Origin of the sequence: Finegoldia sp. BIOML-A4 (genome assembly GCF_009679635.1) — a bacterium.
Taxonomy (GTDB): domain Bacteria; phylum Bacillota; class Clostridia; order Tissierellales; family Peptoniphilaceae; genus Finegoldia; species Finegoldia magna.
The window spans coordinates 66786-84371 of record NZ_WKZC01000001.1; the positions used below are offsets into that span (position 1 = coordinate 66786).

The 17586-nt window shown below is 31.3% G+C and carries 12 protein-coding genes; 11 read left to right on the forward strand and 1 reads right to left on the reverse strand.

Annotated elements, in window-relative coordinates:
• The first annotated feature begins 5 nt into the window (after positions 1 to 5).
• The 8 genes from GKG01_RS00230 (at position 6) to GKG01_RS00265 (ending at position 11819) form a co-directional block, all read left to right on the forward strand.
• Positions 6 to 863 carry a S1-like domain-containing RNA-binding protein gene (locus GKG01_RS00230; protein ID WP_094207255.1) on the forward strand — a complete coding sequence of 286 codons (858 nt, stop codon included), beginning with the start codon at positions 6 to 8 and terminating at the stop codon, positions 861 to 863.
• The gene (locus tag GKG01_RS00235; protein ID WP_094208716.1) at positions 844 to 1596 is read left to right on the forward strand and encodes a peptidylprolyl isomerase; all 753 of its coding nucleotides are present in this window, start codon (positions 844 to 846) and stop codon (positions 1594 to 1596) included. Before GKG01_RS00230 ends, GKG01_RS00235 begins: the two co-directional genes overlap by 20 nt.
• A gap of 19 nt (positions 1597 to 1615) precedes the next feature.
• Positions 1616 to 3175, forward strand: a complete 1560-nt coding sequence (locus GKG01_RS00240) for a cell wall-binding repeat-containing protein (RefSeq protein ID WP_094207253.1) — start codon at positions 1616 to 1618, stop codon at positions 3173 to 3175.
• 414 nt (positions 3176 to 3589) lie between these two features.
• Positions 3590 to 4840, forward strand: coding sequence for a dicarboxylate/amino acid:cation symporter (locus GKG01_RS00245; RefSeq protein ID WP_094207252.1), 1251 nt, complete (start codon positions 3590 to 3592; stop codon positions 4838 to 4840).
• A 150-nt stretch (positions 4841 to 4990) separates the two neighbouring features.
• Positions 4991 to 6961, forward strand: a complete 1971-nt coding sequence (gene uvrB, locus GKG01_RS00250) for an excinuclease ABC subunit UvrB (protein WP_102163929.1) — start codon at positions 4991 to 4993, stop codon at positions 6959 to 6961.
• Positions 6962 to 6970: 9 nt separating this feature from the next.
• Positions 6971 to 9790, forward strand: a complete 2820-nt coding sequence (gene uvrA, locus GKG01_RS00255; protein WP_154271070.1) for an excinuclease ABC subunit UvrA — start codon at positions 6971 to 6973, stop codon at positions 9788 to 9790.
• A 62-nt stretch (positions 9791 to 9852) separates the two neighbouring features.
• On the forward strand, positions 9853 to 10542 hold the full coding sequence (locus GKG01_RS00260) for a response regulator transcription factor (protein ID WP_002836609.1): 690 nt from the start codon (positions 9853 to 9855) through the stop codon (positions 10540 to 10542).
• The gene (locus tag GKG01_RS00265) at positions 10542 to 11819 is read left to right on the forward strand and encodes a HAMP domain-containing sensor histidine kinase (protein ID WP_154271071.1); all 1278 of its coding nucleotides are present in this window, start codon (positions 10542 to 10544) and stop codon (positions 11817 to 11819) included. The genes GKG01_RS00260 and GKG01_RS00265 overlap by 1 nt, the downstream gene beginning before the upstream one ends.
• A gap of 41 nt (positions 11820 to 11860) precedes the next feature.
• Here GKG01_RS00265 and GKG01_RS00270 read toward each other — a convergent pair whose 3' ends face one another.
• On the reverse strand, positions 11861 to 14797 hold the full coding sequence (locus GKG01_RS00270; RefSeq protein WP_154271072.1) for a transglycosylase domain-containing protein: 2937 nt from the start codon (positions 14795 to 14797) through the stop codon (positions 11861 to 11863).
• Between the two features lie 127 nt (positions 14798 to 14924).
• Here GKG01_RS00270 and hflX point away from each other — a divergent pair, with 127 nt between their 5' ends.
• The 3 genes from hflX to GKG01_RS00285 are packed head-to-tail and all read left to right on the forward strand — an operon-like array spanning position 14925 to position 17577.
• A complete protein-coding gene (gene hflX, locus GKG01_RS00275; RefSeq protein ID WP_154271073.1) occupies positions 14925 to 16181 on the forward strand; it encodes a GTPase HflX in 1257 nt (418 codons plus the stop codon).
• The gene (locus GKG01_RS00280; protein WP_154271074.1) at positions 16168 to 16812 is read left to right on the forward strand and encodes a YigZ family protein; all 645 of its coding nucleotides are present in this window, start codon (positions 16168 to 16170) and stop codon (positions 16810 to 16812) included. Before hflX ends, GKG01_RS00280 begins: the two co-directional genes overlap by 14 nt.
• A 39-nt stretch (positions 16813 to 16851) precedes the next feature.
• Positions 16852 to 17577 (forward strand): NAD+ synthase, encoded by a 726-nt coding sequence (locus GKG01_RS00285; protein ID WP_094207243.1) that lies wholly within the window; start codon positions 16852 to 16854, stop codon positions 17575 to 17577.
• The last annotated feature ends 9 nt before the right edge of the window (positions 17578 to 17586 follow it).

Consider the following 17586-nt stretch of genomic DNA (forward strand, 5'->3'; position numbering starts at 1 on the left):
AAGAAATGTATAAATTAGGACAAAGAGAGAATTTAAAAATTGATAAGATAAATACGGAAGTTTTGTTGAAAAAAGACAACGAAAATAATTTTGTTAGAATGAATGTAGACGAACTTTCTGGAGAAAAAGTTGGCGATGTTGTAGATGTATTCATTTACAATGACAATAAAAAACTAATGGCAACGAAGAAGCAACCTAAGATTGAATTGGGTAAGATTGCAAGACTAGAAGTAAAAGATATTACTAGAATTGGTGCTTTCTTAGATTGTGGCTTAGATAAGGATATTTTGTTGCCATTTAAGGAACAAACTTCAAAATTGGTAAAAGGTCAAAAATATTTAGTGTATTTGTATATTGATAAGTCGAACAGATTGGCACTTACTATGAGAATTAAAAATTTATTGAAAAACGACAGCAACTATGTTAAGAACGATTGGGTAGAAGGCGTTATATACAACATAGTGGACGGTCTAGGAGCTTTTGTAGCTGTAGACAATAAATACGAAGGACTTATTCCTGCAAGTGAATTAACGGGCGTTGTAGACCTTGGAGAAGAAGTCAAATGTAGAGTTACAGATGTGAAGTCTGATGGAAAATTAGATTTGTCATTTTTTGAACCTGCATATAAGCATATCTCATCAGATGCTGATGTTATTATGGAAGAACTTAAAAACTCAGATGGATTTATTAATTTTAACGATAAAACAGACGCCAATAGAATTAAATCGGTATTTAATATGTCAAAATCCAGTTTCAAAAGAGCTGTTGGAAGACTATTAAAAGAAAATATGATACAATTTTATAAAGACGGAATAAAATTAACTAGTAAAGGGAGAGGTAATAATGGAAGACAACAAAGATAAAATATTAGCAGTAGTAAATGGTGAAGAAATTAAACAATCAGAAGTTGATAATTTTATTCAAGCTTTAGGTTATAGAGGAGCACAATTCAATAACGAAGAAGGAAGAAAAAGATTAACTGATGAATTAATCAATAGAAAACTTTTATTCTTTGATGCTAAGAAATCTGGCTTAGATAAAGATGAAATATATGTAAAAGAAGTTAAAAAACAATCCGAAGAATTGTTGAAGGATTTTGCTATGGCTAACATAATCAATTCTGTTAGAGTATCAGATGAAGATTTGAAGGAATATTATGAAAACCACAAAGATAATTTCAAAGTTCAACCAACATTCACAGCTTCTCACATTTTAGTTGAATCTGAAGATTTGGCTAATGAAATTAAAGAAAAAATCGATAACGATGGTGATTTTGCACAATTAGCAAAAGAGTATTCTACATGTCCATCAAAAGAACAAGGTGGAGATTTGGGAACATTCCAACAAGGTCAAATGGTTAAGGAATTTGAAAATGCTTTGATTGAAAATGAAATTGGAGATATCGTAGGACCTGTTAAAACACAATTCGGTTATCACATTATCAATATTAAAGATAAAACTGAAGGAAAAGTAAAATCTTTTGAAGAAGCTAAGAATGAAGTTAAACAAACACTATTACAATTGAGACAACAACAAGCATATATAGACGCTACAGACAAATTACAAAAAGAATACAAAATCGAAAAATTTTATTAATAACAAATGGAGAAGTTAAATGAATAATCTTAAGAAGAAGATAGTAGCTTTATGTCTAACATTTAGTATGGTATTTAGTACAGGCACTGCTGTATTTGCGAAAGAACAAGATGATAATGCAAGTCCTAAAAAAGTAGAGTCAACTATGAATAGAATTGAAGGGCGAGATAGATTTGCCGTTGCAAATAAAGTGATGGAAGATTATTATCAAAACTCTAAAAAAGTAGTGCTTGTATCAGCGATAAAATTTCCCGACAACATCAGTTCTACTGTAATGAGTCAAGGACAAATCCCGATCTTATACACTTATTCAGATAAATTAGACGCATCTACTGAAAAACTTTTAAAATCAAAAGATTTGGACGAAGTCATAATTATTGGTGGAGAAAAATCTGTTAGTAAGGCTGTTCAAAATCATATCGAAAATGATTTAAAAATAAAAGTTGTAAGATATTCTGGATACGACAGATATGCAGTTAATGCTAAAATAGTTTCTGAAAAGTTCTCTAGCAAAAATGCTGAAAAACAAAACTTGGTTGTAGCTAGTGGAGAAGTATTCGCAGATGCTATTAACGCTACTTCCTTAGCACAAAAACACAATGCACCAATATTATTAGTATCGAAAAACAAGATTTCTAGCGACACAAAAGATTATTTACAATCTTTCTATAAAGGAAATATAGGTAAAATTTTTGTAGTCGGTGGACAAAATACAGTTTCTGATAAAGTTGTTCAAGAAATCAAAGCTATTACTAATGTTAAGCCACAAAGAATTTTTGGCTCGAACAGATATATGACATCTGTCAGAGTTGCAAACGCAAGTTTTACTGCACCAACTAAAGCGATATTTGCTAGTGGTGAAGTTTTTGTAGATGCATTAGTAGCGGCACCACTTTCACAAAAGCTAAAAGCACCAATACTATTGGTTTCAAAATCATCCATTACAAGTGATGTAAAATCATATATTGGTAGTAATTCTTTTGAAGAAATGTATATTGTAGGTGGAAAAAATACAGTATCAGAAAAAGTAAAAGATTTGATTTTGGATAACAAATCAGACGAAACTATTACAACTGATCCGAAGTATCCTGGCAAGAAAGTTATTCGTAGAAAACCATTACCAGGATTAGAAAATGAACAAGAATTTCCTGTTCAAATCAGTGATGATACAATTGTAATGGTACGTGGTCATTACGATGACGAAATGGCAGATGAAATACTAAGACTTTTGAATCAATATCGCAAAGAAAATGGACTAAAAGCATTAAAACAAGATAATTCATTATCACCAGTTGCAAAAACAAGGGCAACTGAAATTGTTCATTTATTTGAACACGTTAGACCAAGAGGTGGATTGGTAACTGATATTTCTAACATCAATGGAGAAAATATCTATAATGGCCCATACACTGCAAGTGGTGCAATGGAAGCTTGGAAAAATTCTCAAGGACACAATGAAAATATGTTGAGAGAAGTGTTCACAAGAGTTAAAATAAAAGTATTCGTTACAAAAGCATATTACGAAGATTCTGATCAAACTTATGACAGATATTACGCAGTTCAAATATTTGGAATTTGATATCAGATTTTATCTAAAATTATATGATGTTATAATATTGACAAGAAATCGAAATATAAATTAAAAGAAATATTTAATTTTTGCAATTTAATAAAAAATATACGAGATTCATAATATGACCCTAACACAATATTTACAGATTATTGTAAGATTGGGGGCAGTATGAGTCTCTTTTTTTACATTAAAAATAGTGGGAAATTACGGCAGTTTGATAAAATATTATGATATTAGTGATTTTATATACGTTATTAAAATAAAATAAAACCAAGAATATAACAAAATTTAAATAAATCTGTTAAAAATCTATTGAATTACTTGCTCTTTTTTAAATTGTATTGTAAAATAATTTGGGTTTAAAATGCAATATGTATTTTACATATAAAACAACATAAAATAAGGAGTGATTTAAAGAAAATGAGTAAAACTGAAAAGAAAAAACTAGGATTAATACCAAAATTATTAATCGCGATTGGATTAGGTACTTTAGCTGGTTTGTATATGCCTCAATGGTTCGTGAAGACTGCTGTAACATTCTCATCAATGTTCGGCGCATTTCTAAACTTTGTTATTCCACTTATGATTATTGCTTTTGTAACAAAGGGAATTGCTGATCTTGGAGAGGGAGCTGGACAATTATTATTAGTAACTGTTGTAATTGCTTATGCATCTACTCTTATTGGTGGGTCATTATCATATGTTATGAGTTCAAATGTATTCCCAGCATTTATAAGTCCAGACCAAGTTTCTAAGATTCAAGCCTCAACTAAGATAGGCATGGATCCGTTTTTTGAAATTCCAATCAAACCATTTTTTGATGTAACTTCATCAATTATTTTCGCATTTATGATGGGAATTTCAATATCATGGTTAAGAAAACACGGTGAAGGAGAATATTGCTACAATTTAATCTCAGAATTTAATGACATAATCACAAAAGTATTGTCAACTGCAATTGTACCATTGTTACCTTTCTTTATTTTTGGTAATTTCTCAAAAATGGCATTCACTGGATCTGTATTTGCAGTTCTTTCAATTTTCTGGAAGATATTCTTATGTGTAATTGCACTTCACTTAATATATGTTTCTGTATTATTTATAATAAGTGGTACTTACACGAAGAAAAATCCTGTAAAGTTAATCAGAAATCAAGTAAAAGGATATTTAACAGCAATAGGAACTCAATCATCTGTTGCGACAATTCCAGTAAACTTGGAATGTGCTAAGCAAAATTCAGTAAGTAAAAGTATTAGAGATTTTGTAATTCCATTGGGAGCTACCGTTCATATGCCAGGTTCAATGATTACAATTACAGCTTGTACTTTTACAATTTTAACAATGTATGGAATGGGACATTCTTATTTACTAATGTTAAAATATATGGCAATTCTTGGGATAGCTATGGTTGCTGCTCCAGGAGCTCCAGGTGGAGCAATAATGAGTGCATTGCCATTTTTGCCAGTAGTTGGAATTCCATCTGAAGGTGAACTTGCATCATTGTTGATGACACTTTATTTGACACAGGATTCATTTGGAACTGCTGCAAATATTTCTGGAGATACTGCTATTTCAGTGGCTATCGATAAAATATTTAACAGACATATTGTAAAAAATGATGAGTATAAAGACGGTTTCAATGAAAAAGTAATAAATGAAGAAGATTTATAATAAAAAAATTTGGCTAGGCTCTGTGAGCCTAGTTTTTGTTTAGAAAATTTTTTTGATTTTTTTGATAATGAATACGAATTATTATTTATTGAATTAAATACACAGATGATATATAATGTTAAAGTAAAACATATGTTCAAGGGGTGAGTTATGGAATTTAAATTACATTCAAAATTCAAGCCAACAGGTGATCAACCACAAGCGATTGATAAACTTGCAAATGGTTTGGAAAATGGAAAAAATCATCAGATTTTAAAAGGTGTTACTGGTTCAGGTAAAACTTTTACGATGGCAAATATTATTCAAAAAGTTCAAAGACCAACTCTGGTTATAGCTCACAACAAAACTTTGGCATATCAATTGGCTAGTGAGTTTAGAGAATTTTTTCCAGAAAATGCGGTTGAATTTTTCGTTTCTTATTACGATTATTATCAGCCAGAAGCATACGTGGTTCAATCAGATACTTATATTGAAAAAGATTCAAGTATCAATGAAGAATTGGACAAGCTTCGCCACAGTGCTACGATGAGTTTATTCGAAAGAAGAGATGTAATTATAGTTTCTTCTGTATCTTGTATTTACGGTTTGGGAGATCCTATTGATTACGAAAATTTGGTTATATCTTTGCGTCCAGGAATGGAAAAAGATAGAACTGAAGTTATGAAAAAATTAATCGACATTCAATACGTTAGAAATGACATTAATTTTACCAGAGGAACTTTCAGAGTAAGAGGAGATAGCTTGGATATTTTCCCAGCATCGAGTGGAGAAAAAAGCGTTAGGATAGAATTTTTCGGTGACGAAATAGATAGAATTACTGAAATTGATGCTTTGACTGGAGAAATTGTAGGTGAAAGAAATCACGTTGCGATTTATCCTGCTAGTCACTATGCAACGACTCAGAAAAAAGTCGAAAAAGCTATCGTAACTATTGAAGAAGAATTAGAAGATAGATTAAAATATTTTAAAGACCACAATAAACTATTGGAAGCTCAAAGATTAGAGCAAAGAACTAGATACGATATAGAAATGTTAAAAGAAATGGGATTTTGTACAGGAATAGAAAACTATTCAAGACATATGTCTCAGAGAAAGCCTGGTAGCAGACCTTACACTCTTATCGACTATTTTCCAAAAGATTTCGTGACAATGATTGACGAATCACACGTTACTGTGCCACAAATCGGAGGAATGTACGAAGGAGATAGGTCCAGAAAAACTAGCTTGGTTGATTATGGGTTCAGATTGCCATCTGCATTGGACAATCGTCCTTTGAGATTCAACGAATTTGAATCGATGATGAATCAAGTAATATATGTGTCGGCAACTCCAGGAAAGTATGAAAAAGCAAAAACTAATGAGGTGGTTGAACAAATTATCAGACCAACGGGTCTATTAGATCCCAAAATTGAGGTTCGTCCCACAAAAGGACAAATCGACGATTTGGTTAGTGAAATCAATAAAACTATTGAAAAAGGTGAACGTGTTCTTATCACAACTCTTACTAAAAAGATGAGTGAAGATTTGACGCGTTATCTTGAAGATTTGGATATAAAAGTAACTTATTTGCATTCAGATATTGATACGATTGAAAGAATGGAAATCATAAGAGATTTGAGAGAAGGAAAATACGATGTACTTGTAGGAATTAACCTTCTGAGAGAGGGATTGGATTTACCAGAAGTTTCTCTGATTGCGATTTTGGATGCTGATAAGGAAGGTTTCCTACGTTCAGAGACTTCTCTTATACAAACTATAGGTAGAGCTGCTAGAAATTCAAATGGTCACGTTATAATGTACGGTGATACGATTACTAGGTCGATGGATGTGGCTATCACAGAAACTAATAGGCGTAGAGAAATACAAGAAGAATACAACGAAGAACACAACATTATTCCAACTACTATTAATAAATCTGTTAGAAAAAGAATCCAAAATACTTTCGTGGCAGAAGAAAATGAAAGTTATGATGTTAATAAAGTTACGGAATTTTCAAAGGACGAAATAGAAGTTATTATTGAAAATTTGAACACAGAAATGTTAAAAGCTGCAGAAGAATTGGATTTCGAGAGAGCTGCTACACTTAGAGATCAAATCAGGAATTTGAAAAACACTTACTAAAGGAGCAAAATGAGCAAAGATAAAATTGTTATAAAAGGTGCTAAGGAGAATAATCTAAAAAATGTTGACCTTACCATTCCTAGGAATAAAATGGTCGTGTTCACTGGATTGAGTGGGTCAGGTAAATCTTCTTTGGCATTTGACACTATATATGCGGAAGGGCAACGAAGATATGTCGAATCTTTGAGTTCTTACGCACGCCAATTTTTAGGGCAAATGGATAAACCAGATGTAGAATACATTGAAGGATTGTCGCCTTCGATTTCTATAGACCAAAAAACAACTAACAACAACCCACGTTCAACAGTGGGAACTGTTACAGAAATATACGATTATTTTAGACTACTTTTCGCAAGAGTTGGAACTGCTTATTGTCCTGTTTGCGGGAAAGAAATTGTTAGCCAAACTGTCGACCAAATTGTAGACAGTGTGAAAGAATTAGAGGAACGTTCGAGAATTCAAATTTTAAGCCCTGTTGTTAAGGGTAAAAAAGGTGAATTCAAAAAACTTTTGCAAAATTTGAGAAAAGATGGTTTCATAAGAGCTATTGTTGATGGTGAGCAAGTTGAATTAGCAGAAGATATCGAACTTGATAAAAACAAAAAACACGATATTGATGTAATTGTCGACAGAATTATAATTAAAGATGGAATTGATTCAAGGCTTACAGATTCCATAGAAACAGCTCTTAGATTGTCTGAAAATAATGTAAAAGTTGATGTTATTGGCAAAGATGTAATTTCTTATAGTACATCAATGAGCTGTCCAGACGGACATATTTCTTACCAAGAATTAGAGCCAAGAGATTTTTCGTTCAATAATCCGTTTGGAATGTGCCCTCATTGTAATGGACTTGGTTTTCATAAAAAAGTTGATGAAGATTTGGTAATTCCAAATAAAGAGTTGTCGATTTTACAAGGCGCAATAGATCCTTATCAATCTTCGAAACCAGGTGGATATTATTTCGAAATAATAAAAGCAATCGCAGATTCTTATGACTTTCCATTGGACAAACCAATTAAGGATGCTCCAAAGAAAATGATAAATGAAATCTTGAATGGATCAAAGAAAAATCTTTCATTTATTTTCGATAGTCATTTTTCTGGAAGAAAAAAATTCAACGGTAAATTTGAAGGAGTTTTGAAAAACTTAGAAGAAAGATACAACAGAAGCGCGACAGATTCTATGCATCAAAAAATTGGTGAGTATATGACTGACGTTGAATGCGATTATTGTCATGGAGCTAGATTAAAAGATGAGTATTTGTCAGTTCGCATAAATGAAAAAAATATTTATGAAATTTGTCAAATGCCTGTAAAAGATTCTCTTCAATGGTTCAAAGATTTGGAATTGGAAGAGTCCAAGAAATTTATTGGAGATGAAATATTGAAGGAAATTATCAGCAGACTTCAATTTTTGAACGATGTTGGGCTTGATTATTTAACTTTGGATAGATCTGCTTCTACTTTATCAGGTGGAGAATCTCAGAGAATTAGATTGGCAACACAAATTGGATCTGCATTGGTAGGCGTTGTGTATGTATTAGATGAACCTTCAATCGGACTTCACCAAAGAGATAATGACAAATTGATTAAAGCGCTTAGAAATTTGACGGATATTGGAAATACTTTGGTTGTAGTTGAACACGATGAAGATACGATGAAAGAATGCGATTATCTTGTTGACATCGGACCGGGAGCTGGTGTTCATGGAGGCGAAATCGTAGCTTGTGGAACTATTGATGATATTATCAAAGAAAAAAGATCCATTACAGGTAAGTATTTGTCAGGGGAACTATCAATTCCCGTTCCTGAACAAAGACGAAAACCAAATGGATATTTGGAATTTAAAGGTTGCAAAGAAAATAACCTTAAAAACATAAATGCGAAATTTGCACTTTCATGCTTCAACTGTGTTACAGGTGTTTCAGGATCTGGAAAGTCTTCATTGGTTAACGAAATTGTCTACAAGAAATTAGCCAGAGATTTGAATAATGCTAAGATGAAAAATGGTAAATTCAAATCGGCTACTGGAATTGAAAATTTGGATAAAGTTGTACAAATAGATCAATCTCCGATTGGTAGAACGCCTAGAAGTAATCCAGCGACTTATACAAAAGTATTTGATTTGATAAGAGATTTGTTTGCGTCAACACCTGAAGCAAATATGAGAGGATATCAAAAAGGAAGATTCTCATTTAACGTAAAGGGTGGAAGGTGTGAAGCTTGTAAAGGCGACGGAACTTTAAAAGTAGAAATGCACTTTTTACCAGATGTTTATGTTCCATGTGATGTTTGTAAAGGAAAAAGATACAACAGAGAAACTTTGCAAGTAAAATACAAAGGCAAAAATATCGCCGACGTGTTAGATATGACGATTGATGAAGCGTTAGAATTTTTCAGAAACTTCCCTCCTATAAAAAATAAATTGCAAACTTTACAAGATGTAGGTTTGGGCTATATTAAATTAGGACAATCTTCAACGGAATTATCCGGTGGAGAAGCTCAAAGAGTAAAACTAGCCAGTGAATTATCTAAAAAAAGTACAGGAAAAACTGTGTATATTTTAGATGAGCCAACCACGGGTCTTCATTCAGCAGATATTGACAAATTAGTTGAAGTATTGCAAAGACTTGTTGATCAAGGAAATACCGTTATTGTTATAGAACACAATCTTGATGTTATTAAGGTTTCTGATTATATTATAGATTTAGGACCTGAAGGAGGAAATGGTGGAGGACAAGTGATCTTCCAAGGAACTCCTGAAAAATTAATTAGTAAGAAAAATTCTTATACTGGTCAATATTTGGCTCCAAAATTGAATCTTTAAATTTTTGTAATAATCGCCTTCTGATTTTTAGTGTATAATAAAAGTTAAGAAGGTGATTTTTTATGTACAATATTATGGTTGTCGACGACGAAAAAGACATAGTAAAAGCCATAGAAATATATTTGAAAACAGATAATTACAATGTGTTGAAGGCTTATAATGGTTACGATGCATTAGAATTAATGGAAAAGAATAAAATAGATTTATTTTTGGTAGATATAATGATGGAAGGAATGGATGGATTAGAACTAACACAAAAAATAAGAGAAGTATCCAATGCGCCAATCATAATTTTGTCTGCAAAAAGCGAACTGAATGATAAGGTTATGGGATTGAATTTGGGTGCTGACGATTATATTACGAAACCTTTCGATGCTGTAGAATTATTGGCTAGGATAAAATCATGTTTGAGAAGATTGGAACTTAGCAAGGACAATTCTCTAAATGGAAATGTATTTTCAGCTGGAAGATTGACAATCAACGACGATAAAAAAGAAGTATTGATTGATGGTGAAGAAATAAAGTTAACTCCTTATGAGTATGGAATAATTTTACTTTTATTGAAAAACAAAGGAATAGTATTCACATCAGAAGAAATATATGAAAATGTGTGGGAAGCCCCACCTTACGATGTAAAAAAAATAGTTTCAGTCCACATATCAAGACTCAGAGAAAAAGTTGAAATCAATCCTAGAAGACCTGATTTGATTAAATCTGTATATGGAATGGGATATAAGATAGAGGACATTTAATGATAAATTGGATTAAAAAAAGTTTTCGTTCTATCGATGGTTATGTTGAAAAACAACTGGTAGATCTACTACTGTATTTTAGTTTTGGCTTCATTCTTGTATTCACTATATCATTTTTTATTGAAAATATAATTAATGTATATAATTTTTCGGTTGCCATAACGTTGATATATGCTATGTTTGCTTTCGTTTATTCAATGGTTAAAGTTGTAAGAACTATCTACAAAAAGAAGAAAAATGCTTTTTTAATATATCAATTCATAAGTAATTTCAAAGGAAAATACTACAACATTTATGTTGAGTCATTATTAACTTTGATATTTTTGATGTATACGATGGCGACTATTATGGTTTCAAACAGGAATTTGTTTGGGATTGTATTCATCGGTGCAATTTTAGCGAAAATTTACATATCAATTTTGATTAATAATCTGGGTAAAATACTGCTTAACAAAAAAGTGGAGGCTATGTATTCTGGAAAAGATATTGATGTGTTCATAGATGATGAAATTTACAAAGATTCTGTGTATCTTATAAACCATTTGCATGATTCGGTTATCAACACGATGCAAGATAAAATTAATTCAGAAAAAATGAAAACGGAGCTAATCACAAATATTTCACATGATATCAAAACGCCTTTAACTTCCATTATAAATTACGTAGATTTGCTGAATCACGAAACTGATGAATCAGAAAAGAAAAGATATATAGAAATTCTAGAATATAATGCTAAAAGATTGAAAACAATGGTAATAGATTTGATTTATGCTTCCAAAACTGGAACGGGAAATATTGATATCGAAATGGAAGTTGTGGAACTAAATGAATTAGTATTACAAGTTTACGGTCAATTTGATTCTGATTTCAATAAGATGGGATTGGAATTCGAATATATTGATAAAAGGAAAACAGTTTTGATGATGACAGATGGTGCAAAGTTATCTCGTGTAATCGAAAATATTTTTAGTAATATTGTGAAGTATTCCAAACCCAACACAAAAGTTTACGGAGAATGTGATGTAGTCAATGACAATATTATACTCAAATTCTCTAATGTATCCAAGAATAAAATTGAGGTTAGTGCAGAAGAATTGATGGGTCAATTTGTAAGAGGGGAAAGGTCTCGTCATTCTGAAGGTAGTGGACTTGGTTTATATATTGCGAAAAATTTGATAGAGTTGCTCGGGGGAACAAGTAAAATTTCAATTGATGAAGATAGATTTGTTTATGAGATTAATTTTAAAGTTACTAGAAAGAAAAAGATAGATAAATAAGAAAAAGGTTAATTTTGGAAAATTCCAAAATTAACCTTTTTTTAATTATTTCTATCATTTGACGAATCACGGTCACGATTACGTTTACGATCTCGGTCTCTATTATTTCTATCGTTTTCTTTGTCGCCGTCTTTCTTATCGTTATCTTTTTCGTCCTTGTCGTCTTTGTCCTCGTCATCTTTGTCTTCATCTTTTTTATCATCAGGTTTTAAAATATTAAAGATTGTTCTATCAGAATAACCAGGCATACTGTATTTCCAGTCTTTAGGAATAATGTTGTTATGTTCTGATGGTTTGTATGGAGGATCTCTTTTTATGAAAACTCCCCATCCTAATTCCCAAGGTGGAGTATTATCTGTAGCTAATTTTCCATCTACAACGTCAATTCTTCTAGATTCATACAAATCAGAAACTTCTGTAGGTTCTGTACCAGCTTTGTAGATTTCTTCTTTTACAATTCCACGAGGATCTCTCCAACTGTATTTGCTTGGCAATTTATTTGCCAAAGTATCGACCTTAACTCTTACGATACCGTCTGGTTCTTCAAATTTTATTGGAATTTTATCTTCCAAAGTATATCTGTTGACTGCACTCCAGATTTGTACAACTTTTTTCTGACTAATTTGAGTCATTTTCAATTGTTGATTGTCAAAGCCTAACCATGTACTAATTGTATAGTATGGGCTCATTCCGACAAACCATACGTCTTGGTAGTCGTTTGTAGTACCAGTTTTTCCACCGATATCAAAGCCATCTAGCCTAGCGTATTTTGAATAGTTGTAATCTGTAGAAGTTCTGAGTATATCTCTCATAATGTATGCGATTTGAGGGCTTACAACTTCATTTTGTTTTTGAGGATTTTCGATTATAACTTTTCCTAAACTGTCAGTAACTTTTGTAAAGGAAATAGGTTCTCTGTACTGTCCGCTATTATTGATAGCGTTGTAAGCACCTGCCATTTCTACAGGTGTAAATCCTTTAGTTAATGAACCTAGTGCCATTGCTGATGTGTTTTCATCGTTTTCTGAAGTGTTTTCAGCTGCACTTATATAGTTATCCGCTTTAGGATTTTTTGCGTTAATCAATCCAAATTTTTCTAAATAAGATTTTGATTTTTCAATTCCAATATCTTCCAAAACTTTTACGGCAGTAACGTTGATTGAATTTTCAACAGCATGTCTAAGTGAAACTAAACCTTCATAACCTTCGTACCAGTTTTGTGGCCACAATTCATGCTTTTCATTGTAGTGAGGTAAATCATCTAAGCCTGATGCAGGGGAGTACCCATTATCCAATGCAGGAGTATATACACCTAATGGTTTCATGCTAGAACCAACTTGTCTAGGAATATCGGATGCTCTGTTAGTAGTATCTTTATTATCTGAATATCTTCCACCAACTAATGCTTTGATTTGTCCAGTTGTTTTATCAACAACAACACTTGATGATTGTGGTTGTTTTATTCCATCTTTATTTATAGTGTAGAAATCCTTAGCAAAAATCAAATTGTCATTGTTGTCGTATTTGATTAAATTTGGATTTTCTTTTATATATTTGTTTGAGATTGTGATGTTACCTTCACCATCAGTATTCAAATTTTTGCTACCAATATTGATTGAAGATATTTTATGAGTTACCAAATTATTATTGTCATTTACTGAGTAATAATCTTTCAAATCCAAATAGTTTCCATATTGTTTTACTTTAATTGATTTTGAATAATTAAAAGTGACAGAACCATCTGGGTTTTTAGTATATTGTTCTGGTGAAATAAAGAACTCATCGTTGTCATTGATTATATTTTTCTTTCTAAAATAAATGACTTCATTTAAAGCGTTTGTAATGTTTCTGCCGTCATCGCTTGACCATTTTAATAAATTTGCTGATGAGCCATCTGCGATAATATCATCGACTTTTTTATCATATAATTTTTCCAAATTACTTTGCATATTCATATCAACACATGAATATATCTTTAATCCACCATTGATTAGTTTGCTTTTTGCTTCTTGTTGTGAGTATCCTTTTTCGATAAGTTTTGCAATAACTTGTTCATAGATAATATCTGAATAGTAGTTAGACAAGTTATCTACGTTTTTAATTCCCGGTTTTATATTAGCTGCGATATTTTCTTGAAGAGCTTTGTCGTATTCTTCTTTTGTGATTTTGTTGTTATCTAGCATTTTTTTAAGAACGTAATCTCTTCTGTCGATAGTTTGTTGATTGTAAACAGCTTTGTATGTTTCACCGTTTAAAGTAACTTCACCGACGATTTTTGATTGGTCTTTTACTTGACCTGGTTCAATCGCCTTGTATAACGCTAAGTTAGTAGGACTCTTCACAATTCCTGCTAAAGTAGCACATTCTGATAAAGTTAGTTCATCGATGTTTTTCTTGAAGTAAATTTCAGAAGCGGCTTGAACTCCGTAGGCATTTTGTCCCAAGAAAACAGTGTTCATATAAGTTTCCAAAAGTTTTTCTCTGCCTAGATAGTTTGTCAATTCCATTGCTAAATAAACTTCTTTGAATTTTCTGTCAAATGATCTTTCGTTAGTTAAGTACAAATTACGAGCCAATTGTTGTGCTAGAGTACTTGCTCCACGTTTCATAGAACCGGATTTTAAATTATCAAAAATAGCTGATGTGATACCGATAGGATCCACACCATTGTGTTTGTAAAATCTTTCATCTTCCACAGATGTGAAAGCATCCATCATGTATTTTGGTATCTTATCTAATTTAACAACCTCTCTATATTCAGTGGTTTTGATTTTCTCGATTAAATTTCCATCCTGATCCAAAATTTCTGATGTTTGATTCATCATATTATTTATTTCTTCTGGATTAACCTTTGGAGCTAATTGCATAGCTCGAACTCCAGCTACTCCGATTAATCCACCTACAAATGCAAATATACAAATCAAACATAATATTAAAATTTTTATGGATTTCAATATTATATTTTTATCTTTATTCATAAATTCCTCCATAAAATATATATACACTATTATACCACAAAGTGTAGATTCAACATATATTCCTAGAAATACGATGAACATTTTACTTAAGGAGAGATTATTATATAATATAAATAAAGGAGCAACAATGAAAGAAAAAACAATTTTAGTTTATTTTGAATTTAAAAACAAAAAAATAAACGATGAAGATATAAAAGAAATGGAAAGTTTGATTGAATCTTCTGGTGGTGAAGTCTGCGCAATTTCAGAAGTTAGAAAAAACTTTATTGATTCAAAATATTACATAGGAAAAGGGAAATGTCTGGAGATTAAAGATGCTGCAGAAAAAATGGACGTAACAACTTTGATATTTAATGTAGAACTATCTGGTTCAAATATAAAAAACTTGGAAGATATAACTGGACTTAAAATAGTAGACAAAACAAATTTAATTTTAGATATATTTGCAAGTAGAGCTAAAACAAAACAAAGTGTGCTACAAGTTGAACTTGCAGAATACAAATACAGACTTCCAAGATTAATTGGATTCAGAGATCACTTATCCAGAACTGGTGGTGGAATTGGAACTAGAGGTCCTGGGGAAACAAAACTTGAAGTAGATAGAAGAACTATCCAAAACAAAATTAACAATATAAAACGAGAATTAAAAAGTATCGATAAAAGCCAAGAAAACATGAGAAAACAAAGACTAAAATCTGATATAAAAATGGTGAGTATGGTTGGATACACAAATGCTGGTAAGTCTACTTTGTCCAACAAATTGGTGAATTTCTACAAAGATAAGTACACGGAAGAGTTTGAAACAGAGGATTTACTATTTAAAACACTGGATACTACTTTGAGAAAATGTACATTACCAAATAAAAAACAATGCCTTGTAATAGATACCGTTGGATTTATTAAAGATATTCCAACAGATTTAATCGAGGCATTTAAGTCAACGTTATTGGATTTGAAACATTCTGACTTGATTTTATTTATATTAGATTCTTCAAGTTCTGATTTGGACAATCAAATAACCACAACAATGAATATATTAAAAGAATTAAAAGTATTGGACAAACCAATGGTTACGTTATTTAATAAATCTGATAAAAATCCTAACATCATTTTTCCGTATAATTTAGAAAATAAAGTTAAGATATCAGCTTTTAACGATGAAGACATCGAAATGTTATTGTACAAAATTCAAGAAGAATTATATGGCAATTACAAATGTGTTAAAATGAGATTTGACTACGATCATCAGGATGTTTTGAACACAGTTTTACAAAATTTTAAATGTGAAGATGTAACATATAATAATGAAGATGTACGTCTTAAGGTTGAGATTTCTGAATCAGAGATAGAAAAATACGAGGAATTTATATATGAAAAATTATAAAAGTATTCACAAAAGCATACCTTTTTCTTTTGTAATCAACAAATCAGAATTTATTGGTAATTGTAAGTTTGTGGAATCAGAAGAAGAAGCTTTAGAATTTGTGGATAGTATAAAAACAAAATATCATGATGCAACTCACAATTGCTCTGCATATATTATAGGAGAGGACAAATTAATTCAGAGATTTGATGACGACGGTGAGCCTTCTCAAACAGCAGGGATTCCAATTCTTGAAGTAATTAAAAAAGAAGATTTGACTAATGTTTGTGTAGTTGTTACAAGATACTACGGCGGAATTAAACTTGGAGCTGGTGGTCTTATAAGAGCATACACAAAAGCTTCTAGTGAGTGTTTGAATGAGTCGGTTATTGTAGATAAGAAAATATTTAGAAATTTTCAGATGGAATTTGATTACACCAATGTTGGAAGTATTGAAAATTTTTTGATGAATAATGATATTTACGTAGCTGACAAGCAATATTTAGAAAAAGTGGTTTTTGATATTTTATTAGATGAAGATAAATACGAAGAAATAGAAAATAAGTTAATTGATTTAACAAGCGATAACATAAAGTTTACAATGATTGAATTTACTTACCAATCATCATTAAATGGTAAGTTAATATTTTAAAATGATGTAAATTGTGATAAAATTTGAGGGTGGATTAAAATGAATTACGCAAAATTATGTGAAGATATAACAAAATGGATAAAAGAAGAAGTCGAATCAGCTAATTTAAAAGGAGCGGTTTTTGGAATTAGCGGCGGAATCGACAGCGCTGTATTAGCGTGTTTGTGCAAAAAAGCTTTTGGAGATAACGCGTTAGGTTTGATTATGCCTATAAAAAGCAATCCTAAAGATGAAGAAGATGCTAGAATATTAGCAGAAGCGATTGATTTGAATTTTAAAAAAGTCGATTTGAATGATGGTTTTGATGCATTAATACAAACTTTTGAAAAAACTTCTGTAGAAATGGCAGTATCAAACATTAAGCCAAGGCTTAGAATGTTGACGTTGTACTATTATGCTCAAAATAATGGTTATATGGTATTATCCGGATCAAATCGTTCCGAATTTATGACTGGATATTTTACAAAATACGGAGACAGTGGTGCTGATCTTATGCCACTTTTGAATTTGTATAAAACAGATATTTTTGAGATGGCAAAAGTTTTGGGCGTTCCAGATGTAATTATTAATAAAAAACCTAGTGCTGGTTTGTGGGAAGGTCAAACCGATGAAGATGAGTTTGGGTTTACTTACGAAGAACTAGATAAATATTTGATGAATAATTCTGAAACTAAATCAAAAAATTTGATTGACAAAAAAATTAAACAAAGCGAACATAAAAGAAAATTTGCGAAATCATTTGAGTTCGATAGAAATAAATATTAAGGATGTGAT